This is a genomic window from Frigoribacterium endophyticum (assembly GCF_011759585.1).
Lineage (GTDB): Bacteria > Actinomycetota > Actinomycetes > Actinomycetales > Microbacteriaceae > Frigoribacterium > Frigoribacterium endophyticum.
In genome coordinates this window covers 1,265,329-1,287,740 of sequence record NZ_JAAOYV010000002.1, presented here as the reverse complement: position 1 = coordinate 1,287,740, position 22,412 = coordinate 1,265,329, and the positions used below count along the sequence as shown (strand labels likewise).

Sequence of the window (22,412 nt, the reverse complement as noted above, 5' to 3'; positions counted from 1 at the left end):
GAGGCACGCTCCAGATCCGCTGATCCACTCCGGAGTGGATCAGCGATGCGGCGGGTACGTCCTCCCGCCTGTCGTTGTCCGGCCCTCGCCCCGCTCCTCAGCCCAGGGTGACCGGCTCGATCAGCTGCGGGCCGGTGTTTCGCACCGAGTTGGCGTCGCGGCTGACCGGGTGGTGCGTCAGGTCGTGGGCGAGCTCGTGCGAGTCGCGGTCGAGCAGCTCGAGCAGCTCGGCCGTGCCGAGGTGGTCGCCGAGCCAGTCGTCGTACGAGTCGGGCGCGAGGCAGGCCGGCATGCGGTCGTGCACCTCGCCGGGCGCCACGTGCGCGTCGCGCGTGATGATCGACATCGACAGCACCCACTTGTCGGGGTCGTCGTCGGCCTTCGAGGGGTCGGGCCACGCGCTCATCACCCCCGCCATCGCGAGGGCCGCCTCCGGCTGGTGGACGAAGTGCGGCTGCTTGCCCGTCTCCGTCACGACCCACTCGTAGTAGCCCAGCGCCGGCACGATGCAGCGCGCCTGCGCGAACGGCCGCCGGAACATGCCGTTCGTCGCCACCGTCTCGATCCGCGCGTTGATCGGCTGTGGCCTCTTCTTCAGGTCGGGGTACCACGAGGGCGTCAGGCCCCACCGGGCCCGGGGCAGCTCGCGCTCCCCGTGCCGCTGCCGCACCACCGGCACCGCGGTCGTCGGCGCGACGTTGAAGTCGTCGGGCAGGTCGGGCAGCCCGGCCAGCAGGTCGGGCAACAGCTCGGAGGTCGCCCGGGAGACGACGTAGCGACCGCACATCGCCCCAGTCTCCGCCTCCGTGCCCCACTTCGCCAGGGGTCGGCTCGACCCCGGCCCGGTGCTCGCGCCCGGACCCCCGCGGTGGAACACTGGCGGCATGGAGAGCACCGAGCGCAGCATCCGCGGCTACGTCGTCGTCGGGGTCGTGCCGTCGACCGCCGAGCGGGTCGTCGCGACCGCCGTCGACCTCGCGGCGCGGTTCGGCACCGGCCTCGCCTGCGTCAGCGTCGAGCCCGACCGGATGGCGTTCGCCGAGGGCATCGACGGCACCGTCCTCTCGTACCCGCTCGACCCCCAGAGCTGGGCCGCCGAGCTCGAGTTCGACCCGGCGCTGGAGGCGCGGCTGCGGCCGATCGCGGAGGCCCGCGGAGTCGACCTGGTCGCCACCTGCCTCACCGGTGAGCCGGCCCACGTGCTCGGCGCGCTCGCCGACCGCGTCGACGCCCCGCTCGTGGTCGTCGGCAGCCGCGAGGCAGGCCTCCGCGGCAGCGTCCGCGAGTTCTTCGCCGGGTCGGTCGCGCTCCACCTCAGCCACCGGCAGCACCGGCCGGTCGTGGTCGTCCCGCTCGCCCCGGTCGCGCGCTCCGAGGCGCTGCCGTGGGACGACGACCTGTGACGCCGCCGGCCCCGCCCGTCAGCCCGTCGACCCCGCCGCGCGACCCGTCGACCCCGCAGCCCAGCCCGTCGACCCCGCTCCGTCGGCGCCTCCCGCTGGTGCTGCTCGTCGTCGCGGGTGGTGCCGTGGGCACGGCGCTGCGGGTCCTCGTGACGCTGGCCGTGCCTCCCACGGGCTCGTTCGACACCGCGATCTTCGCGATCAACGTCGTCGGGGCGTTCGTGCTCGGCCTGCTGCTGGAGCGCCTGCTCCGCGGCGGGCCCGACGAGGGGCGTCGCCGCGTGCTGCGGCTCGGCCTCGGCACGGGCGTGCTCGGCGGCTTCACGACCTACAGCTCGCTCGCGACCGAGACGGCGACGCTCGGAGCCGCGGGCGACGTGCTGACCGCGTCGGTCTACGGGCTCGCGTCGGTGCTGCTCGGCGTGCTCGCGGCGGCCGCCGGGATCGCCGTCGGTGCCCGGTGGGCGCGGGGCTCCCGGTGACGCCGCTGCTGGTCGCCGCGACGGCCCTCGCCGGCGGGGTGGGGGCGGGCGCGCGCTTCTGGGTCGACGGGGCGGTGGGCGACGCGCTGGCGGCTCGTCGCTCACGCCGCACGGGTCGCCGCGCCGGTGCCGGTGCAGCCGCCGGTGCCCCGTCGCCCTACCCGTGGGGCACGGCCGTGATCAACGTCAGCGGGTCGCTGCTGCTCGGGCTGGTCACGGCGCTCGCGCTCGGAGCCGTCGTCTCGCCGACCTGGCGGGCGGTGCTCGGCACCGGGCTGCTGGGCGGCTACACGACCTTCAGCACGGCGAGCGTCGACACCGTCCGCCTGCTCGCCGCGGGGAGGCGCGGTGCGGGTGCCGCCTCCGCCCTCGGCCTCCTGGTCGCCGGCGTGGCGGCCGCGGGGCTCGGGCTCTGGCTCGGGTCGCTGCTCGCCCCAGCCTGACGAGGTGGACGGCGCGGGCGCCGGCGGCGGGCGTCGCCGCCGACTCGCCGCGCAGCCCGGCTCAGACGTGCGTGGAGCGCTCGTGCTCGGCGTGGTCGGCCGGCTCGAGCTGGAAGGTCGCGTGCTCGACCTCGAAGTGGGCGGCGAGGCAGCGGTCGAGCGCGTCGAGCGTCTCGTCGACCTTCATGTCGCAGAACACGTCGCGCTCGACGACCACGTGCGCCGAGAACACCGTCGCCCCGCTCGTGATCTGCCACGCGTGCACGTCGTGGGCCGAGACGACCCCGGGCGTGCCCGCGATGTGGCTGCGCACGTCGTCGAGGTCGATGTCGCCCGGCGCCGAGCCGAAGAGCACCCGGACGGCCTCGCGCAGCAGCGCCCAGGCGCGCGGCACGATCATCGCCGTGATCACGAGCGAGCCGATCGAGTCGGCCTGGGCGAAGCCGGTCGTCAGCACGACGACCGAGGCGACGACGACCGCGACCGAGCCCAGCAGGTCGCCGAGCACCTCGAGGTAGGCGCCGCGCATGTTGATCGAGTGGCTCGCCCCGCCGCGGAGCACCAGCAGCGCCACGACGTTGGTCGCCCCGCCGACCACGCCGACGACGAGCATCGGCACGCCGAGCACCTCGTGCGTGGCGGGGTCGAGCAGCCGACCGACCGCCGAGACGGCGACGGAGCCGGCGACCGCGAGCAGCAGCAGGCCGTTCACGAGGGCGGCGAAGACCTCGACCCGCCGGTAGCCGTAGGTCTGGCGCCCGCTCGCGGGGCGGGCGGCGACCACCGTGGCGACGAGCGCGACGACGAGGCCGATCAGGTCGGAGGCCATGTGCCCGCTGTCGGCGAGCAGGGCGAGCGAGCCGGAGAGCACGGCGCCGACCGCCTGGGCGACGAGGCCGAGGGCGACGACGGCGATCGCGAGGCGCAGGCGTCGGCCGTCGGCGGCCATGTGCCCGTGCGTGTGGTCGTGCGCCATCTCGTGCTCTCTCGTGGGGCCCGAGCCGCCGGCCCGGGCGGGGTCGTCAGCGGTCGCCGCGGACGAACCTACCCGCGCGCACCGCGCAGCACCATGCCCGCGGCCCAGTCGATGACGATTCTCGGTGTCAGGAACTGCGGGAGGCGCCACCACCGCACCCGACGGAGGGCCAGGCTGGGCGCATGACCGACACCACCGCCTCCTCGTCCTCTCCGTCCGCCGAGCCCGGCGCCAGCCGCCGCGTGGCCGTCACGGGCGCGACCGGAGCCGTCGGCGGGCGCGTCGCGCGCACGCTCGCGGCGGCTGGCGTGCCGCTGCGGCTGGTCGTGCGCGACGCCTCGCGCGCTCCCGACCTCGGCGCGGCCGACGTCGAGGTCGCCGTCGCGACGTACGGCGACCACGAGGCGTCGGTGGCGGCGCTGCGCGGGGCCGACGTGCTGTTCATGGTCTCCGCGGCGGAGGCGGTCGACCGTCTCGCCCAGCACCGGGGCTTCGTCGACGCCGCGGTCGAGGCCGGCGTGCGCCACGTGGTCTACACGTCGTTCCAGGGCGCGGGGCCCGACGCGGTCTTCACGCTCGCCCGCGACCACGCGGCGACCGAGGAGCACCTGGCGGCGTCCGGGCTCGCGACGACCGTGCTGCGCGACAGCTTCTACCTCGACGTGCTGCCCGAGTTCGCCGACGAGTCGGGGGTGCTGCGCGGCCCGGCCGGCGAGGGGCGCGTCGCGGCCGTGGCGCGGGCCGACGTCGCCGACGCGGCCGCCGCGGTGCTGCAGGCCCCGGAGGCGCACGCCGGGCGGGTCTACGAGCTGACGGGCCCCGAGGCGCTCACCCTCTCGGAGGTCGTGGCCCGGCTCAGCGCCGTGCTCGGCCGGCCGTTCACCTACCACCCCGAGACGGTCGAGGAGGCGTACGAGTCGCGGCAGCGCTGGCAGCCGGAGCCGTGGCAGGCCGACGCGTGGGTGAGCACCTACACTTCGATCGCCTCGGGGGAGGTGTCGCGCGTGACGGACGACGTCCGGACGCTCACGGGGCACGCGCCGCTGTCGATCGAGGGGTTGTTCGGGGGGCGCTGAGTCGTCGGGTCGGGTCGGGTGCGGGTGCCGGTGCCGGTGCCGGTGCCGGTGCGGTGCGGGTGCGGGTGCGGGTGCCGGTGCGGTGCGGGCGCGGCGGCACCGGGCGGAGCGGCTCGTCCCGGAGGTGCCCGCCGAGGAGGCTGATCCACTCCGGAGTGGAGGAGCGGGAAGGTGCTCCACTCCAGAGTGGAGGAGCGTGCGGGTCCTCCACTCTGGAGTGGAGGAGCGGGACGGGGTGCGTCGTCCTGACACGGGCCGTTCCACTCCGGAGTGGAACGGCCTTCCCGGCGGACACTTCCTGGCGGGCACTTCCCGCCAGGGGCCGAGCCAGGACAGGGCCTGGGGACCCGTGGGCCCGGGCGCCCGTGGCCCCGCGCCGTCGGACCCGACCGGGGCTCAGCGCACGCGACGCGACGACAGCACCCCGCTGACGCCGAGCACCACCGTCGACAGGAACACCCCGACCATCGGCAGCTGCCACCCGCCCGACACGTCGTGCAGCGCCCCGATCGCGAGCGGCCCGAGCGACGCGATCGCGTACCCGCCGCCCTGCACCAGGGCCGAGAGCCGGCGGGCGTCGTCGTCGGTCGAGGCCATCCGCACGATCACGATGAACACGATGGTGATCCCGCCGCCCTGGGCGGCGCCGCCGAAGAGCGACCAGACGAACCACATCTCCGGAGCGAAGAGCAGGCCGAGCGGCATCGCCGTCCAGCAGACCGCGATGATCGCGATGACGACCGCCGGGCGCACCCGCAGCGCGAGCAACGGCACGCCGAGCGCCCCCACGACCGCCAGGATCTGGAAGATCGACGAGCTGGCCCCCGCTGCCTCCCGCGTCAGCCCGACCTCGTCGCGCAGCAGCGTCGGCATCCAGGCCGTCAGCCCGTAGTACGCGAACGCCTGCCCCGAGAAGGCCAGCATCAGGCCCCACGTCGTCGCCCGGCGCAGCAGGGGGCGCCGGCGCTCGGCCGCGTCCCGCGCCGCCGACGCCTCGTCGACGACCGAGATCCCGCCGGTGAGCACGTCCGACGCCGACGTCGAGCCCGCACCCGGCGAGGAGGCGCGGGTCGCGTCGTCGGGGCCGGCCGCCCCGCGTGCGTCGGCGGCCCCGCCGACCCCGCCCGCGACTCCTGCCGGGCGACCGCGGCCGAAGGCGACCCGCGGCCCGACCGCGATCGACCAGACGACCGCCGCCAGCACGGCGAGCACGCCCCACGTGATCAGCGCGAGCGGCCAGCCCACGGCCGCCGCGATCGGCGCCGTCGCGAGCGACGTGATCATCGACCCGACGTTGAGCGCCGACGTGTAGATGCCCGTGACGAAGCCCACGCGCTCGGGGCTGAAGTCGCGGCGGATGATCACCGGCAGCACCACGTTGCCCACCGTGATGGCGACGCCGATCACGATCGTGCCGACGTACAGCCACGACGACGTGCCGAGGGCGCGCAGCACCGTGCCGACGAGCACGCCGGCGAGGCCGATCGACACCGCGCGCTCCGGGCCGAGCTTCACGATCAGGCCCGAGGCCAGCGGGCTCGCCAGCGCGAAGCAGAGCACCGGGATGCTCGTCAGCAGCCCCGCGACGACCGCCGAGAGCTGCAGGTCGCCGATCATCTGGTCGAGCACCGGCGCCGTGGCCACGATCGGCCCGCGGAGGTTCAGCGCGATCAGCACGATCGCGAGCGTGGTCAGCCAGATCGGCGCGGAGCGGACGGCCGCCCCGCCGACCTTCGTCACGCCGCGCCGCGCAGCGGGACGCCGAGCAGCACCGCGACGTCGGCCGGCGTCGCCGCGACCGCGACCGCCCCGGCGTGCTCGGCCTCGTCGCCGTAGCCCCAGCCCGCCATGATCGTCGGCACGCCGTGCACCGCGGCGCCCTCGACGTCGTGGTGTCGGTCGCCGATCAGCACGGGCCGCGACAGGTCGACGCCGCGCTCGCCGAGACGCCGGAGGGCCTCGGCGACGACGTCGGCCTTCGTGTTGCGGACCTCGTCGTCGGAGGCGCCCGTCACGAGGTCGAGGTACTGCAGCAGGTCGTGGGTCTCGAGGATGCGCGTGGCCGGGGTCTCCGGCTTCGAGGTCGCCGTCGACGTCGGCAGCCCGGCCGCGTGCACGGCGGCCATGAGCTCTCGCACGCCCGGGAAGATCGGGCTGTCGAGCGCGCCGTGCGCGAGGTAGTGGGCCCGGTAGACCCTCATCGCCTCGACGAGGCGGTCGCCGGAGAGGCCCAGGCGCACCTCGAAGCTCTGCGGCAGCGGCGGGCCCACCCAGGCGAGCATCTCGGCCTGCGGGGGGACGGGCAGCCCGAGCTGCTCGATGGTGAACGCGAGGCTCGCCGTGATGGCGGGCGCGGAGTCGGCGATCGTGCCGTCGAGGTCGTAGAGGACGGCGGTGTAGGGGAGAGTCATCGCCCTCAGCTTAGGAGCGGACGGCGCCGCCGGGTCGTCAGCCGACGCGGCGCAGCGGCCAGGTCGTCGTCGCGGGCTCGAGCACGACGGCGGGCGTCGCCGACACGAGCGACGGCTCGGCCCTCGGCGTCATGCGCCCGACGGGCACGTCGACGGGCAGGTCGAGGGGCAGCGTCACCGCGATCGACTCGAAGATCGGGGTCGCGTCGCGACGGGCGACCATGGCGTCGAAGATGGGCGAGGTCATGGCGGGTCCTCCTGCGGGTCGGCGCCGGCCTGCCCGGTCGCCTCCCGGAATACTACGCTGATATTCACATTTCGCAACCGCGCGCGACGAGCGGTGCGCGGCCGCTCAGAACAGCCGCGAGTGCGAGTCGTCCAGCCCGCGCATGGCGTCGTAGTCGAGCAGCAGCGTCCGGATGCCCCGGTCGTGGGCGAGCGTGCGCGCCTGGGGCTTGATCTCCTGCGCCGCGAAGACGCCGGTCACCGGCGCGAGGTGCGGATCCCGGTTCATCAGCTCGAGGTACCGCGTCAGCTGCTCCACGCCGTCGATGTCCCCGCGACGCTTCAGCTCGACCGCCACCGCGCCTCCCGCGGCGTCCCGGGCGAGGATGTCGACCGGCCCGATCGCCGTCATGTATTCGCGCCGCACGAGGGTGTGGCCCTCGCCGAGCAGCTCGATCTGCTCGGCCAGGAGCTTCTGGAGGTCGGCCTCGACGCCGTCCTTCGTGAGGCCCGGGTCGACGCCCATCTCGTGGCTCGAGTCGTGGAGCACCTCGTGGATCGAGACGACGAGCACGTCGGCGGTCTTCGGCTGCGTGACCTTCCAGAGCTCGGTGACCCCCGCCTCCCGCTGGTCGTCGTCGGGCTCGACCACGCGGACGGTGCACGGCGGGCTCATCCAGTTCAGCGGCTTGTAGCTGCCGCCGTCGGAGTGCACCAGGAGGCTGCCGTCGCGCTTGACCATCAGCAGGCGGGTGGCGAGGGGCAGGTGGGCGCTGAGTCGGCCGGCGTAGTCGACCGAGCAGCGGGCAATGACGAGACGCACCCGACGATCCTAGGTGCCCGGGGAGCGACCGGGCTCGTGACGATCCGTCGATATCTTCTTGACAGAATGCGAGATGCGAAATACCGTCGGGGTGACCGAGGGGCCGTGCCCCGACCGACACCCGATCGAGAGGCCCCGCCGTGAGCGCGACCCTGCCCCGCCCGACCCGACCCGCCGCACCGCACCCGCGACTCCCACGCTCCCCGCCCGGCCGTCGACCCGGCGGGCCTGATGCTCGTCGACATCGCGACCGGCCGGTACCTCCCCGGCGACGAGATCGACGCCCAGGTCGTCGCCCGCGAGCACGGGCTGCGCCCCGTCGACGTGCGCATCGCCCTCTACGACCTGCGCCGGGCCGGCCTCGTCACCGGCGTGCCCTTCAGCGGCACCCGCGTCGTCGTCTGGCACCGCCGCACGAACGAGGCGCTGATGCGTCGCCTGGGCCGCGTGCTGGCGGGCGTCGCCGCCGCGTCGCCCGTGCTCGAGGCCCTGCCCGAGCCCGCCGAGACCCGCCTGCCCGCCGCCGCCCTGCTCGTGCGCCACGGCCTCGCGCTGCCCGCCGACGTCGAGCACTTCCTCGACCTGGCCCGCACGATGGTCGACACGCTGCCGGCCGACGAGCGGGTCCGCGTGCACTCGGAGCTGCTGCTGCCGCTCACCGTGCTCTCGACGACCACGTGCACGGCGTCGTGCCGGCGCTGCCCGAGGGCGTGCGCGGAGCGATCGTCGACCTCGTCGAGGCGGCCGCGCACTACGGCGACTGGGCCGACGTGCCGGGGCTCGTCGCCGACTACACGGTCGCGCTCGGCGCCGACGAGCCCCGCTCGCCCGGCGAGCCCGCCTGACCGGCGCGGGCGCACCCTCTTCCCGCACCGACACCCTGTTCTCGCACCGACACCCCGCCGCGGCAGGGTTCCCGTGCGAGGAAGGGGTTCGGGACGGGACGGACGGCGCGCGGGTCAGCGGCGGGAGGGCTCCCGCGCGGCACCTGAGGCGAGCCCGGCCACGGCGATCAGCACCAGCACGACCCAGAGGCCGTTGAGCAGCCCGACGTGCTCGCCGAGGAACCCGATCACCGGCGGCATCGCGAGGAAGGCGACGTAGCCGATCGTCGCCACCGCGCTCACGCGGGCCGCGGCGTTCCGCGAGTCGTCGGCGGCGGCCGACAGCCCGACGGGGAACCCGAGCGCCGACCCGGCGCCCCAGAACACGACCCCGACGATCGCGAGCCACGGCTCGGGCGCCACGATCACGAGCAGCAGGCCGAGCGCGGCCGAGACCGCCGAGAAGCGCAGCATGGGCACCCGGCCGAACCGGTCGAGCAGCGGCGAGCCCGCGACGCGGGTGATCGTCATGGCCGTGACGAAGACGAAGAAGACGACGGTGCCGGCGGCGTTCTCGAGCCCGTGGCCGTCGACCATGGCGAGGGCGAGCCAGTCGTTGGCCGAGCCCTCGGCGGTCGCCATGCCGAGCACGATGAGGCCGATCAGCACGGTGCCGGGGGTGCGCCACACCGCGAGGCGCGAGCGCCAGCCGCCGGAGCTGCCGGAGGCGCCGGCCGCGTCGCCCTCGACGGGCGCGTGCCCGAGGTCCTCCGACTGCATCCACCGTGTGACCACGAGCGCCGTGGCGGCGATCGCGACCGCCAGCACGGTCACGTGCACGGACACCGGCACGTCGAGCGCCTCGGCCCCGGCGCTGAGGAGCGCGCCGACCATGGTGCCCAGGCTGAAGGCGGCGTGGAAGAGGGGCATGACGGTCTTGCCGAGCACGCGCTCGGCGGCGGCGCCCGAGACGTTCATGCCGACGTCGCAGAGCCCGTTGCCGAGGCCGAAGACGGCGAGGCCGAGCACGATGCCGACGAAGCCGACGCCGAGGTCGGTGCTGAGGCCGGCGATCGTGAGGCCGACGGCGACCGTGCCGAGCGAGGCGAGCACCGTGCGGCGGGCGCCGAGCGCGGCGATGAGGTGGCTCGAGAAGGTGATGCCGACGATCGAGCCGACGCTCAGGCCGGTGACGAGCAGGCCCATCTCGAGCGTCGTCGCGCCGAGCACGTCGCGGACGGCCGGCACGCGGCCCAGCCACGTCGCGACGGCGAGCCCGCTGAGGCCGAAGACGACGAAGAGCGCGTTCCGCCACCGGACGACCTGCTGGCGGGTGAGGTCGCCGTCGTAGCTGCGCGTCTCGGCGGTGGGGCTGGTCATGGCGGTGTCACCTCGAGCGTCGGTGTTCGGCGGGCGGGAGCGCTCCGACCGGCCGGCACCGCGCCTCCTCGGCCTGGTGCGGTGCGGGTCGAATCGATTCGACCGTCAGCCTAGGGGGTCGCCGGGTCCGCTGTCGAGGGCGGGCCGGGCGTGCGGGGGCTGGGCGGCGCCTCGTGGGTAGGGTCGGCCCATGACGACGCTGACGCTGCCCGCCGACCTGGCCTTCCCGGTGATCGACGGCCACAACGACCTGCCCTGGGAGTGCCGCGTCGCCCGCGGCTCGAGCGTCGAGGGCGTCGACGACACGGCCCTGACGCTGCACACGGACCTGCCGAAGCTCCGAGCGGGCGGCGTCGTCGGCCAGTTCTGGTCGGTGTTCGTCGAGACGACCGAGCCCGACCCGGTGCGGGCGACCCTGCAGCAGATCGACCTCGTCCACCGGATGGTGGCTCGTTACCCGGAGTCGCTCGCCCTCGCGCGCACCGCCTCCGACGTGGTCCGGGCCGTGGAGCAGGGGCGCGTCGCGTCGCTGCTCGGGGCCGAGGGCGGGCACTCGATCGGCGACGACCTGGCCGTGCTGCGCACGTTCGCGCGCCTCGGCGTCCGCTACATGACGCTGACGCACAACGACGACACCCCGTGGGCCGACTCGGCCACCGGCAGCCGCCCGCACGGCGGGCTCACCGACCGGGGCCGCGAGGTCGTCGCCGAGATGGAGCGGCTCGGCGTGCTCGTCGACCTCTCGCACGTCAGCCCCGACACGATGCGCGACGCGCTCGACGTCGCGACGGCGCCGGTGGTCTTCAGCCACTCGTCGACCGTCGGCGTGGCCGACCACCCGCGCAACGTGCCCGACGACGTGCTGCGACGGCTGCCCGACGTCGGCGGCGTCGTGATGGTCACCTTCGTGCCCCAGTTCGTCTCGCGGCGGTACGCCGACTGGCTCGCCGCCGACGTCGCCCGGGCCGAGGGCGAGCCGGGCGAGGCCGCGCCGCCCGTCACCGTGGCCGACGTCGCCGACCACGTCGAGCACGCCCGCGACCTCGCCGGGGCGGCCCACGTCGGCCTCGGCGGCGACTACGACGGCACGCCGACGCTGCCCGACGACCTCCGCGACGTGTCGCGCTACCCGGTGCTGGCCGACGAGCTGAGGAGTCGCGGGTGGGGCCCCGCAGATCTGCGCGCCCTGGCCGGCGGCAACGTCCTGCGCGTGCTCGCCGCGACCGACGAGCAGTTCGCCGCGAACTGAGCGGCGAGCCTGCGGCGTCGGGCGGCCCGGCGGGGCGCCCTGGGGCGACCGGCCCTGCGGCGGGCGGCCACGGCGTGGGCGCCCTGCAGCGACCGGCCCTGCGGGGGCGTCCGGGCCGGTCAGCTAGGCTGCGGCACCATGAGCCGGGCAGAGGGCGACGTCGCCGCGAGGCCGACCCTCGCCGCGGTCGCGCGGGCGGCCGGGGTCAGCGCGAGCACCGCCTCCCTGGCGTTCAGCGGAGCCGGCCCCGTCTCCGACGAGACCCGCACGCGCGTGCTCGCGGCCGCCGCCGAGCTCGGCTACGGCGGGCCCGACCCCCGGGCGCGCTCGCTGCGCCGCGGCCGCTCGGGCATCGTCGGCGCCGTGCTCGAGGACACCCTGAGCAACGCCTTCCGCGACCCGATCAACGTCGCGATGCTCGACGGCATCGCCGATGTGACCGGCCCCGCAGACAACTCGCTGCTGCTGCTGACCGAGAACGAGGGCGAGCACTCGCGCCTGCTCGACGCGCCCCTCGACGCGGCCGTGCTCTTCGGCTGCAGCACGCGGCTCGACGAGTCGGTCGAGGCCGTGCGGCGCCGCGGCATCCCGCTCGTCTCGATCGAGGCGAAGCCGATGGAGGGCGTGCTCGACATCGGCGAGGACAACGTCGGGGCCTCCGAGCTGCTCGCCCGCCACCTGCACGACCTCGGCCACCGTCGCGTCGCCGTCGTCGCCCTCGAGCTGGGCCCCACGCGCTGGGTCGGGCCCCTCACCGACGAGCGCGTCGCCCTCGGCACCTCGTGGCCCACGCTCGAGCGGCTGCGCGGCACCCGCCGCGTCTACCCCGACGTCGGCGGACTGGTCACCTACGGCAGCTGGACGAGCGAGGGCCACCGGGCCGGTCTGCAGCTGCTCGACGTGCCCGAGCACGAGCGGCCGACCGCGATCATCGCGCAGAGCGACCTACTGGCCTCGGGCGTCATCGCCGCCGCGGCCGAGCTGGGGCTCTCGGTGCCGCGCGACCTCAGCGTCGTCGGCTACGACGGGGTGCGGCTCGACGACCCGCGCGCGGCCGACCTCACCACGGTCGTGCAGCCCGCGGTCGAGAAGGGCCGTGCCGCGGGGCGGGCCGTGCTCGCGCTGCTCGCGGGGGAGCCCGCGGTGGGCACGACCTTCACGAGCGTGTTCCGCGCGGGCTCGACGACGGCGCCGCCGGCGCGCTGACCGAGCGCCGCGCCCGCTGTGGTCGCCGGGCCGCTGGCTCGCCCCGCGGGACCGCCCCTCCCGGTCGAGGTGTCGCCGAGACGTCTCCTCCTGGGCCCTCGGTGCCCAGGAGGGCCCACGACGGGGCACGTCGCGGCCGCGGTCTGACGAGCGGCGCGACCTCTCGAGTGAGCAGTTCTCGCGACTCGCGGTGCCTGCACCGGCCGACCCGCGCCTCCCGCCCCTAGCGTCGCCGTGTGCACATCACAGTCCTGTCTGTCTCCCTCGCCCTCGTGATCGGCATCGTCGTGCCGATCGTCGTCGCCGCCCTGGTCCGTCGCGGCGACGCGGCGCGGGGCAAGACGTTCCCGGTGCCCGACGCCGTCACCGGTGTGCTGTTCGAGGTGCGCACCCGTCGCTGGCAGCGCGTGCTGCTGCGGGTGATCGGCTACGTCATGGCGATCGTGGGCGCGTTCATGACCTTCATCGGGGCCGTCGTCGGCTTCACCGACCCCGACGAGGCCCTGCCGTTCGGGTTCTGGATCGCCGCGGTGCTCATCCTCGCCTTCGGCGTCTGGCTCGTCATGATGGCCAGCGCCCTCGGGCGCACCCGGCTCCAGGTCTGGGAGGACCGCCTCCTCGCCCGCCGCGGATTCCGGGCAGAGCGCCTGGTGCTGCTCTCCGACATCGCGCGGCTGACCCCGTACGCGAGCCAGTACGGCGGCATCGTGGCGAAGGGGGCCGACGGGGGCAAGCTCTTCATCTCGGACGGGCTCGAGCTGAACCACGACCTGCTCGCCGACCACCTGCGCACGCGGCTGCCACAGGTCTGGGCCGCGTCGTTCCCCGGCGACGCGCGCGCGGCGCAGCGCTGACGCCCCACCGCCTGACGCCCCCCCACTGCGCTGACGCCCCCACCGCCTCACGCCCCCACCGCCTGACGCCGCGCCGCCGCCCCCGCACCACGCGCCTCCCCTCGCGCCACCGGCTGCAATTGCCGACCGCGGAGCCCAGAACGAGTGGAGATCCGGTCACCAGAGCGCACTCGGGGCCGATCTGGTCGGCATTTGCCGCCCGACCCCGCAGCCGACGGCAGGCGAGACTCAGGGCGCCGCACCCCGAGCGACGCAGCCGACGGCCGGCGGCGCTCAGCGCGCCCCGACGACCATCCACCGGTCCGTCCGCGCGCGCAGCCCGAGCGTGACCGCCCGGGCCCCGATGTACCCGAGGCCGAACGCGAGCCAGAGCGCGACCGCGCCCGACGTCGTCGATCCGACCCGCGACTCCACCGGCAGCAGCACCGCGAGGTAGGCGGCGAGGCTCACGACCGACGCGATCGCGAGGTAGCGGGCGTCGCCCGCTCCGAGCAGCACCCCGTCGAGCACGAACACGAAGCCCGCGAGCGGGATGCCGACCGCCATCGCCACCACCACCGACGGCAGCACCGCCTGCACGCCCGGGTCGGGGCTGAAGACCGGCGCCAGCACCGGCGCGAGCAGGGCCAGCACGCCGCCGAGCAGCACCCCTCCGCCGACGCCGAACAGCATCAGCCGCCGCGTGACCGCCCGCACGCGCTCGCGGTCGCCGCGGCCGAGGGCGTGCCCGATCATCGCCTGCCCGGCGATCGCGAGGGCGTCGAGGGCGAACGCGAGGGTGCTGAAGAGCGTCAGCGCGACCTGGATCGTGGCCAGCCCGGTCACCCCCGAGGAGGCGGCGGCCGCGACGGTCGCGATGAGCGCGGCCCGGAGCCCCGCGTTCCGCACGAGCAGCCAGCCCCCCGCCTGGGCGGTGCGGCCGACCCCGGCGAGCCCCGGTCTCAGGTCGGCGCCGACGGCCCGGGCGGCCCGCACGGCGATGACGACGTACACCGCCGCCATGCCCCACTGCGCGACGACGGTGCCCGCCGCCGAGCCCGCGATGCCCCAGCCGAGGCCGTAGAGGAAGAGCGCGTTGAGCCCGGCGTTCACCGCGAAGCCCACGGTGGCGACGACGAGCGGGGTGCGGGTGTCCTGCAGCCCGCGCAGCAGGCCGGTCGCGGCGATCACGAGCAGCATGCCGGGCAGCCCGAGCAGCGAGACCGAGAGGTAGGTCGTGGCGGCCGCCGCGACGTCGTGGGCCACGCCGAAGAGGCCCACGAGCGGCTCGGCCGTCACCGCGCCGACGCCCGCGACGACCACGCCGACCAGCAGCGCGAACCACATGCCGTCGACGCCGGCACGGATCGCCCCGCGCTGGTCACCGGCGCCGAGCCGCCGCGCGACCGTCGGCGTCGTGGCGTAGGCGAGGAAGATCAGCAGCCCGAGGGCCGTCTGCAGGACGACGCTGGCCACGCCGAGGCCGGCCAGGGGCACGGAGCCGAGGTGGCCGACCAGGGCGGTGTCGGTGAGCAGGAAGAGCGGCTCGGCGACGAGGGCCCCCAGCGCCGGCACGGCCAGGCGGACGATCTCGCGGTCGAGGGGCGAGCGGAGGCGCACGCTCAGTCGGTGCCCCGGAGCCGACCCAGCACGCTCATCACGTGGAACACGACGATCGCCGCGACCGTGCCGAGGATGATGCCGCCGAAGCTGGCGCCGCCGAGCACGAGGGTGAAGTCGGCGATGCCCATGATCAGCGCGACGCCGGCGGTGAGCTGGTTCTTCGGGCGGCTGAAGTCGACCTTGTTCTCGACCCAGATGCGGATGCCGATGACGCCGATGAGGCCGTAGAGAGCAGTGGTCACGCCGCCCAGCACCCCCGGCGGGATGGTGAAGATGACGGCGCCGATCTTGGGCGAGAGGCCGAGCAGGATCGCCACGACGCCGGCGACCCAGTAGGCCGCGGTGGAGAAGACGCGGGTGGCGCTCATCACGCCGATGTTCTCGCCGTAGGTCGTCGTCGCCGAGCCGCCGCCGAGGCCCGCGATCACGGTGCTGAGGCCGTCGGCGAAGAGCGCACGACCGGTCAGCGGGTCGAGGTCGCGCTTCGTCAGCTGCCCCACGCCCTTCACGTGCCCCACGTTCTCGGCGATCAGCGCGAGCACGACGGGCAGGAAGCCGAGGTAGATCGGCAGCTGACCGAGGTCGAAGGCGGGGGCGGTGAACGTCGGCAGGCCCACCCACGGCGCGGCCGCGACGGCGCTGTAGTCGACCGCGCCCGCGATGACGGCGGCGACGTAGCCGACGACGACGCCGACGAAGATCGAGAGGCGCCCGAGGAGGCCCTTGAAGAGGACGGCGCTGAGCACGACCGCGGCCAGCGTGATGAGGGCGATGCCCGGCGAGAGGGCGAAGTTGTCGCGGGCGGCGGGGGCGAGGTTGAAGCCGATCAGGGCCACGATCGAGCCGCTGACGACCGGCGGCAGGAGGGCGTCGATCCACCGCGTGCCGGCGAGGTGCACGAGCACGCCGACGAGGGCGAGCAGCGCCCCGACGACGATGATGCCGCTCAGCGCGAGGGGGATGCCGCCCACGTCGGTGGCGGCGGCGATCGGCGCGAGGAAGGCGAACGACGAGCCGAGGTAGCTGGGCAGCCGGTTCTTCGTGATGAGGAGGAAGAGCAGCGTGCCGATGCCGGAGAAGAGCAGGGTCGTGCTCGGCGGGAACCCCGTGATGATCGGCACGAGGAAGGTCGCGCCGAACATCGCGACGACGTGCTGGCCGCCGAGGCCGACGGTGCGGGGCCAGGTGAGGCGTTCCTCCGGGGCGACGATCTCGGTCGAGTCGACGGTCTTGCCGTCGCCGTGCAGTGCCCAGGGGAGTGCCATGCCGAGAACTGTAGCGAGGAAGCGGTTTCCTCCGTGTTTCCTGGGGACGGCGGCCGAAGAGCCGGTCGTGCGGGCCGGACGGCGACTCCCGGCCCCTCCCGGACGGCCGTCGGGGGCCTCACCTAGGCTGACGGGCATGACGAGCGACGCGCTGACCTCCGGCATCACCACCGACGACCTCGACCCCGCGGTGCGCCCGCAGGACGACCTGTTCCGCCACGTGAACGGCCGCTGGATCGCCCGCACCGAGATCCCCGACGACAAGGCGCGCTACGGCTCCTTCCTCGTCCTGGCCGAGGAGGCCGAGGCGGCCGTCCGCGACATCATCCACGAGTCGCAGGAGGCCGAGCCGGGCACCGAGGCCCGCAAGGTCGGCGACCTGTTCACGAGCTTCCTCGACGAGGGCCGGGTGGAGGCGCTGGGCGCGGCCCCGCTCCGCCCGCTGCTCGAGCAGGTCGAGCAGGTCGGCGACGTGCCCGACCTGCTGCGCCTGGTCGGCAGCTTCGAGAAGCAGGGCGTCGCGAGCTTCGTGCAGCTCTTCGTCGACAACGACCCGGGCGACCCCGAGCGCTACGTCGTCTTCCTCGAGCAGGGCGGCCTCGGCCTGCCCGACGAGTCGTACTACCGGGAGGAGAAGTTCGAGTCCGTCCGCACGGCGTACGTCGCCTTCGTCGAGACGATGCTCGGCCTGGCCGGGCTCGACGACGCCGCCGGCCGTGCCGCCCGCGTCGTGGCGCTCGAGACCGAGCTGGCCACGCACCACTGGAGCAACGTCGCGACCCGCGACAGCGACGCCACCTACAACCTGCAGCCGTGGTCGGAGCTCGCGGCCTCGGCGGCGGGGGTCGACCTGGCGGTCTGGCGCGACGCGGTGCAGGCGCCGGCCGGCACCTTCGACGAGGTCGTCGTGCGCGAGCCCTCGTTCGTCTCCGGCCTCGCCGGCCTGCTCGTCGACGAGCGGCTGCCCGAGTGGCGCGACTGGCTGAGCTGGCAGGTCGTCCGCTCGTTCGCCGCGTACCTCTCGTCCGACTTCGTCGAGGCGAACTTCGACTTCTACGGCCGCACGCTGACCGGCACCCCCGTCCAGCGGGCGCGCTGGAAGCGCGGCGTCTCGTTCGTCGAGGGCGCGATGGGCGAGGCCGTCGGCCGCATCTACGTCGAGCGGCACTTCGCGCCGGCGGCGAAGACCGCGATGGACGACCTGGTCGCGAACCTCGTCGAGGCCTACCGCCAGAGCATCACGCAGCTCTCGTGGATGACCGACGAGACCCGGCAGCGCGCGCTCGAGAAGCTCGACAAGTTCACCCCGAAGATCGGCTACCCGGTGAAGTGGCGCGACTACTCGGCCCTCGAGGTCGACGCGAGCGACCTGATCGGCAACGTGCGCTCGCAGGCCGTCGTCGGGTTCGACCGCGAGCTGGCCAAGATCGGCTCGCCGATCGACCGCGACGAGTGGTTCATGACGCCCCAGACGATCAACGCGTACTACAACCCCGGCTTCAACGAGATCGTCTTCCCCGCGGCCATCCTGCAGTTCCCGTTCTTCGACGAGACCCGCGACGCCGCCGCGAACTACGGGGCCATCGGTGCGGTGATCGGCCACGAGATCGGCCACGGCTTCGACGACCAGGGCTCGAAGTACGACGGCGACGGCCGTCTGACCGACTGGTGGACGGCCGCCGACCGTGAGGCCTTCGAGACCCTCACCTCGTCGCTGATCGCGCAGTACGACGCGCTCGAGCCCGCCCAGGTGCCCGGCCACCACGTCAACGGCGCCCTCACGATCGGCGAGAACATCGGCGACCTCGGCGGCCTGTCGATCGCCTACGACGCGTACCTCCTCTCGCTGGGCGGCGAGGAGGCACCGGTCGTCGACGGCCTGACCGGCGCGCAGCGCTTCTTCCTCAGCTGGGCCCAGGCCTGGCAGATCGCCATCCGCGACGAGGAGGCGATCCGCCTCCTGTCGATCGACCCGCACTCGCCGAACGAGTTCCGCTGCAACCAGATCGTCCGCAACATCGACGAGTTCTACGCGGCGTTCGGCGTGACCGAGGGCGACCGCCTCTGGCTGCCCGAGGCCGAGCGCGTCACGATCTGGTAGCCCCGCGCGGGTGACGGAGGGTGCAGGAGGCGGTCGTCGCGACCGCCGGGGAGGCGACCGTGGCGTCGGTGCGCGCCACGGTGGCTCCCGTGCGCCCGAGTCGTTCGGCCGGTCGTTCACGACGCTCGGCGAGCTCGCCGTGGAGGGCGCGTCGGTCTCCGTGGCCGTGCGCGACCTCGACGGCGGCGACGACCTGCTGAGCGTCGACGAGACGGTCGCCCTGCCGGTCGCCCAGGTCGGCGCCCTGCTGCTGCTCGTCGAGGTCAGCGCGCAGATCGAGTCGGGCCGTCTCGGCGCCCTCGACGAGCTCGAGCGCCTGGCCGGCCCCGGCGACCGGGCCGCGCTCGGCGGCGGAGGGGTCTGGTCGTACCTGCAGCGTCGGGCCCTCGCCGTGACCGACGCCGCGGCGCTGGTCGGCGCGCTGCGCGACCCCGCGGCCGTGAACGCGCTCGTGGGGAGGGTCGGCCTCGACGCCGTGCGAGCCCGCGCCGACGGCCTCGGCCTGGTGCGCACGGCCCTGCTCGACGAGGTGCGCGCCGAGCGCGGCCCGGACGACGCCCCGGCCCTCGCCGTCGGCACGGCGGTCGAGCTCGTCGGGCTGATGACCCGCCTGACGCACGGCGAGGTCGTCGACGAGGCGGTCTCCAGCCGCGTGCTCGGCTGGCTGTCGCTCGGCGTCGACCTCTCGCTCGTGGCCGGGTCGTTCGGCCTCGACCCGGTGTCGCACCGCCGGCTCGACCACGGCCTGCAGCTCGTCAACACGGTGGGGGTCTCACCGGGGACGCGCTCCGAGCTCGGCGTGCTGCGCGGCCCGGCCCGCGGGGTGGCGTACGCCGTGACCGTGGCGTTCGACGACCTCACGCTGGCCCGCCGCCTCCGCGTGGTGGACGCGCTGCGCGCCCTCGGCACGGACCTGCTGGAGCACGTGCACTGAGCCGGGGCGCCCACGCCCGACCCGCCCAGGGGTCAGTCGATGAGCCCGAGCCCGGCGACGACGCGCAGCGTCTCGACGCCGGCGGGCGGGCACCGGTGGGCGTCGGCGGTCGTGACCCAGTGCAGCGAGCCCACCTCCGCCGAGGGAGTCGCGGGCGGGCTGCTCGACAGCGGCTCGGCCGCGTAGAGGGTCATGTGCACGAGGCGCCCGTCGGGCTCGCCGTGCGCCTGGGTGCTGACCGTCGTCAGCTCGCGGACGCTCGCAGGGTCGAGCTCGAGGCCGACCTCCTCGCGGGTCTCGCGGGCGAGGGCGTCCTCGCCGGTCTCGCCCGACTCCCGCTTGCCGCCGGGCAGGTACAGCACGTCGCGCCCCCGGGCGGTGACCATGAGGAGGCGGCGGTCACGGACCAGCACCAGCGCGCTGACGACGAGGGGCTCCATCGGCCCATCATCTCGCGGGGCAGGCGCACGCGCGGCGTGCGAGGAACGGTGCGGCGGGTCGCCGTCCGCCCGGGCGGGTCGGCGCTGGCCCGCCCGCAGGGACGGGAACCCGCCGCAGCAGTGCCGTCACAGACACGAGCCCGCCCGCAGGGGCGGGAACCCGCCGCAGGGCAGCGGACGGAGGCGCGGCGCGAGGCCCGCAGGTCAGCCGGCGGAGGCGCGGGGCACGTCGTCGACGGACCGCAGCGGGCGCGGCTCGGCGGCCGCCCGCGTGTCGGTGAGGCCGAAGAGGGCCTCGAGGCCGTCGCGGAAGTCCTCGCCGCGGCCCTCGCGGGCGAGCTCGCGGGCCCTGACCGACGGGGTGTGCAGCAGCACGCCGGCCAGGTGGCGCAGGGCCGCCTCGGTGCGGTCGGAGGAGTCGCCGCGCGACCGGGCACGCTCGATCTCGGAGTCGAGCAGGTCGAAGACGTGCTTGCGCAGCGCCACGACGGCCGGGGTCAGCGACTGCTCGGCGGCGACGGCCTGGAACTCGGCGGCGGCGTCGGAGACCATGGCTCGGGCGTCGTCGGCGGCGGTGAGCTGCGTCAGCGGGGCGTGCAGGCTGATCGTCTCGAGGTCGAGCAGCTCGACCCCCGGCACCGTGGCGACCAGCGGGTCGACGTTGCGCGGCAGGCCGAGGTCGATGACGAGGCGACGCGAGGCGTCGACGACCTCGGGCACGACGACCGGGGTCGTCGTGGTCGTGCAGGTGACGAGCACGTCGCTCCAGGCGATGGCCTCGGCCAGGTCGTCGAAGGGGCGGAGGTCGTGCTTCAGCCCGAACCAGGAGGCGCGGCCCGACGACGAGAACACGGCGAGGTCGCCGGCGCCGCGGTCGCGGAGGGCGGTGACCGTGGTGGCGGCGTATTGGCCGGTGCCCACGATGAGCACGCGGGCGTGGGCCCAGTCCGTGACGCGGGAGGAGGCCAGCTCGAGGGCGAGGCGCACGAGCGAGCGACCCGCGCCTCCGACGTTCGTGCGGTTCTTGACGCCGCGCGACGTGTGCGAGGCCTTCTGGAAGAGACGCTCGAGGTCGGACGACGTCGTGCCGACCTCGCGGGCGCGCTCGAGGGCGCGGCGCACCTGGCCGGAGATCTCGTCCTCGCCGATGACGACGGACTCGAGGCCGCTCGAGACGGCGAAGAGGTGCTCGACGACCTCGTCGCCGGTGATGACGCGCACGGTGTCGCGCATCTCGTCGGGGTCGACGCCGCTGGCCTCGCTCATGGTGCTGATGGTGGCCTCGACGGCCACGGCGCTGGCGGCGGTGAGGGGCTCGTCGACGTCGAGGTAGGCCTCGAAGCGGTTGCAGGTCGCGAGCACGACGGCCCCGCTGACGAAGTCGCTGCCCTCGACCAGGGTGCTCGCCGCCGAGGGTGCGCCGATGCTCAGCTTCTCGAGGAAGTCGAAACTGGCGTTCTGGTGGGACGCCGTGAGGCAGATGAGCACTGAGCGATCCTAACTCTGATCGGCTGTTTCGGCTGGGCGTTGACTCGACGTCGAGAAGATGCTCGGGTTCGGGGGCCATGATCGTTGCCGAATGCAACACAGTGCACCACGAGGAGGACCATGACCACCACCACCAGCACCCAGTGGCAGCTCGCCGCCCGCCCGGTCGGGGAGCCCACCGCCGACGACGTCCGCCGCGTCGAGGTCGAGCTGCCCGAGCTCGCCGACGGCGAGGTCCGCGTGCAGAACGCCTTCCTCTCGGTCGACCCGTACATGCGCGGCCGCATGAACGACGTGAAGTCGTACGTGCCGCCCTTCGCGCTCGACGAGACCATGACCGGCGGCGCCGTCGGCGAGGTGGTCGAGTCGCGCAGCGACGACCTGCCGGTCGGCACCGTGGTGCTGCACGACCTGGGCTGGCGCGACGTCGCCCAGGGCCCGGCCGCGGGCTTCCGCCCCGTGCAGCCGACCGAGGGCGTCTCGCTCTCGGCGTACCTCGGCGTGCTCGGCCTCACCGGCCTGACCGCCTACGTCGGCCTCACCGAGATCGCCCACATCCGCGAGGGCGACGTCGTCTTCGTCTCCGGCGCGGCCGGCGCCGTCGGCACGATGGTCGGCCAGATCGCCCGCCTCAAGGGCGCCTCGCGCGTCGTCGGCAGCGCGGGCAGCGACGAGAAGGTGGCGCTCCTCACCTCGAAGTACGGCTTCGACGCGGCCTTCAACTACAAGACGGGCGACGTCGCCGAGCTGCTGGCCGAGGCCGCGCCCGAGGGCATCGACGTCTACTTCGACAACGTGGGAGGCGACCACCTGTCGGCCGCGCTGGGCGCCTTCAAGGACGGCGGCCGGGCAGCCCTCTGCGGCTCGATCGCGAACTACAACGCGACCGGTGCCCCCGTCGGCATCACGAACATGACGAACATGGTCACCCGCGGCCTCACGATGAAGGGCTTCACGCTCGGCGACTACCGCCATGTCGCCCCGGCGTTCCAGGCCGAGATGGGCCCGTGGCTGGCGAACGGCGAGGTCGTCCACGACGAGACCGTCGTCGACGGCATCGACTCCGCGTTCGACGCGTTCACGGGCCTGATGCGCGGCGAGAACGTCGGCAAGATGGTGGTCCGCGTCGGCTGACCCGCGCCTCCGGCCCTCGAGGTGACGCGATCGGGGGCCTCGGCGCTCGCCGGGGCCCCGGTCGGGTCACCTCGTCGGCGTCGCGGCCGTCGCGCG

The 22,412-nt window shown here is 74.7% G+C and carries 23 protein-coding genes; 11 read left to right on the top strand and 12 right to left on the bottom strand.

Annotation, left to right across the window (positions count from 1 at the left end):
- Window positions 1-97 precede the first annotated feature (97 nt).
- The gene (locus FHR77_RS13470; protein WP_056058077.1) at window positions 98-787 is read right to left on the bottom strand and encodes an SOS response-associated peptidase; all 690 of its coding nucleotides are present in this window, start codon (window positions 785-787) and stop codon (window positions 98-100) included.
- 97 nt (window positions 788-884) lie between these two features.
- Between FHR77_RS13470 and FHR77_RS13465 the strand changes: the two genes are divergently transcribed.
- From FHR77_RS13465 to FHR77_RS13455, 3 genes are read left to right on the top strand one after another with little or no spacing between them, the layout of a single operon-like run.
- A complete protein-coding gene (locus tag FHR77_RS13465; protein WP_056058075.1) occupies window positions 885-1,403 on the top strand; it encodes a universal stress protein in 519 nt (172 codons plus the stop codon).
- Complete coding sequence (locus FHR77_RS13460) at window positions 1,385-1,885, top strand: fluoride efflux transporter FluC (protein ID WP_341777381.1); 501 nt, start codon at window positions 1,385-1,387, stop codon at window positions 1,883-1,885. Before FHR77_RS13465 ends, FHR77_RS13460 begins: the two co-directional genes overlap by 19 nt.
- Window positions 1,882-2,328, top strand: coding sequence for a CrcB family protein (locus tag FHR77_RS13455; RefSeq protein ID WP_167260904.1), 447 nt, complete (start codon window positions 1,882-1,884; stop codon window positions 2,326-2,328). Before FHR77_RS13460 ends, FHR77_RS13455 begins: the two co-directional genes overlap by 4 nt.
- Window positions 2,329-2,389: 61 nt before the next feature.
- On the opposite strand, the gene FHR77_RS13450 is transcribed toward FHR77_RS13455, so the two are convergent.
- On the bottom strand, window positions 2,390-3,304 hold the full coding sequence (locus FHR77_RS13450) for a cation diffusion facilitator family transporter (RefSeq protein ID WP_167260902.1): 915 nt from the start codon (window positions 3,302-3,304) through the stop codon (window positions 2,390-2,392).
- Window positions 3,305-3,486: 182 nt separating this feature from the next.
- On the opposite strand from FHR77_RS13450, the gene FHR77_RS13445 reads away from it, so the two are divergent.
- The gene (locus FHR77_RS13445; RefSeq protein ID WP_167260900.1) at window positions 3,487-4,380 is read left to right on the top strand and encodes an SDR family oxidoreductase; all 894 of its coding nucleotides are present in this window, start codon (window positions 3,487-3,489) and stop codon (window positions 4,378-4,380) included.
- A 396-nt stretch (window positions 4,381-4,776) separates the two neighbouring features.
- On the opposite strand, the gene FHR77_RS13440 is transcribed toward FHR77_RS13445, so the two are convergent.
- The 5 genes from FHR77_RS13440 to FHR77_RS13420 form a co-directional block, all read right to left on the bottom strand.
- A complete protein-coding gene (locus tag FHR77_RS13440; RefSeq protein ID WP_341777380.1) occupies window positions 4,777-6,120 on the bottom strand; it encodes an MFS transporter in 1,344 nt (447 codons plus the stop codon).
- Window positions 6,117-6,791, bottom strand: a complete 675-nt coding sequence (locus FHR77_RS13435; RefSeq protein WP_056058064.1) for an HAD hydrolase-like protein — start codon at window positions 6,789-6,791, stop codon at window positions 6,117-6,119. Before FHR77_RS13435 ends, FHR77_RS13440 begins: the two co-directional genes overlap by 4 nt.
- A 37-nt stretch (window positions 6,792-6,828) precedes the next feature.
- Entirely contained in the window at window positions 6,829-7,038 is a 210-nt protein-coding gene (locus tag FHR77_RS13430) for a hypothetical protein (RefSeq protein ID WP_167260898.1), read from the bottom strand.
- Between the two features lie 105 nt (window positions 7,039-7,143).
- Entirely contained in the window at window positions 7,144-7,839 is a 696-nt protein-coding gene (gene nucS, locus FHR77_RS13425; RefSeq protein ID WP_056058058.1) for an endonuclease NucS, read from the bottom strand.
- Window positions 7,840-7,848: 9 nt separating this feature from the next.
- The gene (locus FHR77_RS13420) at window positions 7,849-8,475 is read right to left on the bottom strand and encodes a hypothetical protein (protein ID WP_167260896.1); all 627 of its coding nucleotides are present in this window, start codon (window positions 8,473-8,475) and stop codon (window positions 7,849-7,851) included.
- Window positions 8,476-8,516: 41 nt separating this feature from the next.
- Between FHR77_RS13420 and FHR77_RS13415 the strand changes: the two genes are divergently transcribed.
- The gene (locus FHR77_RS13415; protein ID WP_167260894.1) at window positions 8,517-8,684 is read left to right on the top strand and encodes a hypothetical protein; all 168 of its coding nucleotides are present in this window, start codon (window positions 8,517-8,519) and stop codon (window positions 8,682-8,684) included.
- 114 nt (window positions 8,685-8,798) lie between these two features.
- On the opposite strand, the gene FHR77_RS13410 is transcribed toward FHR77_RS13415, so the two are convergent.
- Window positions 8,799-10,043: an MFS transporter gene (locus FHR77_RS13410; protein WP_167260892.1), complete on the bottom strand. Its 1,245-nt coding sequence runs from the start codon at window positions 10,041-10,043 to the stop codon at window positions 8,799-8,801.
- A gap of 190 nt (window positions 10,044-10,233) precedes the next feature.
- Between FHR77_RS13410 and FHR77_RS13405 the strand changes: the two genes are divergently transcribed.
- From FHR77_RS13405 to FHR77_RS13395, 3 genes are all read left to right on the top strand, one after another.
- Window positions 10,234-11,292 (top strand): dipeptidase, encoded by a 1,059-nt coding sequence (locus tag FHR77_RS13405; protein ID WP_167260891.1) that lies wholly within the window; start codon window positions 10,234-10,236, stop codon window positions 11,290-11,292.
- Window positions 11,293-11,430: 138 nt separating this feature from the next.
- On the top strand, window positions 11,431-12,498 hold the full coding sequence (locus FHR77_RS13400) for a LacI family DNA-binding transcriptional regulator (RefSeq protein WP_167260890.1): 1,068 nt from the start codon (window positions 11,431-11,433) through the stop codon (window positions 12,496-12,498).
- A 236-nt stretch (window positions 12,499-12,734) separates the two neighbouring features.
- The gene (locus FHR77_RS13395; protein ID WP_056058041.1) at window positions 12,735-13,352 is read left to right on the top strand and encodes a hypothetical protein; all 618 of its coding nucleotides are present in this window, start codon (window positions 12,735-12,737) and stop codon (window positions 13,350-13,352) included.
- 273 nt (window positions 13,353-13,625) lie between these two features.
- Here FHR77_RS13395 and FHR77_RS13390 read toward each other — a convergent pair whose 3' ends face one another.
- Entirely contained in the window at window positions 13,626-14,951 is a 1,326-nt protein-coding gene (locus FHR77_RS13390; RefSeq protein WP_341777379.1) for an MATE family efflux transporter, read from the bottom strand.
- A gap of 2 nt (window positions 14,952-14,953) precedes the next feature.
- Complete coding sequence (locus FHR77_RS13385; protein ID WP_056058038.1) at window positions 14,954-16,219, bottom strand: uracil-xanthine permease family protein; 1,266 nt, start codon at window positions 16,217-16,219, stop codon at window positions 14,954-14,956.
- Window positions 16,220-16,355: 136 nt separating this feature from the next.
- On the opposite strand from FHR77_RS13385, the gene FHR77_RS13380 reads away from it, so the two are divergent.
- Window positions 16,356-18,320 carry a M13 family metallopeptidase gene (locus FHR77_RS13380; protein WP_167260889.1) on the top strand — a complete coding sequence of 655 codons (1,965 nt, stop codon included), beginning with the start codon at window positions 16,356-16,358 and terminating at the stop codon, window positions 18,318-18,320.
- 10 nt (window positions 18,321-18,330) lie between these two features.
- Window positions 18,331-19,254: a serine hydrolase gene (locus FHR77_RS13375; RefSeq protein WP_167260888.1), complete on the top strand. Its 924-nt coding sequence runs from the start codon at window positions 18,331-18,333 to the stop codon at window positions 19,252-19,254.
- A 32-nt stretch (window positions 19,255-19,286) separates the two neighbouring features.
- Here FHR77_RS13375 and FHR77_RS13370 read toward each other — a convergent pair whose 3' ends face one another.
- Together FHR77_RS13370 and FHR77_RS13365 are read right to left on the bottom strand one after the other, a co-directional pair.
- On the bottom strand, window positions 19,287-19,694 hold the full coding sequence (locus FHR77_RS13370; protein WP_167260887.1) for an NUDIX hydrolase: 408 nt from the start codon (window positions 19,692-19,694) through the stop codon (window positions 19,287-19,289).
- 204 nt (window positions 19,695-19,898) lie between these two features.
- Window positions 19,899-21,182: a glutamyl-tRNA reductase gene (locus FHR77_RS13365; protein ID WP_167260886.1), complete on the bottom strand. Its 1,284-nt coding sequence runs from the start codon at window positions 21,180-21,182 to the stop codon at window positions 19,899-19,901.
- 120 nt (window positions 21,183-21,302) lie between these two features.
- On the opposite strand from FHR77_RS13365, the gene FHR77_RS13360 reads away from it, so the two are divergent.
- Window positions 21,303-22,316, top strand: a complete 1,014-nt coding sequence (locus tag FHR77_RS13360; protein WP_167260885.1) for an NADP-dependent oxidoreductase — start codon at window positions 21,303-21,305, stop codon at window positions 22,314-22,316.
- Window positions 22,317-22,412: the final 96 nt, after the last annotated feature.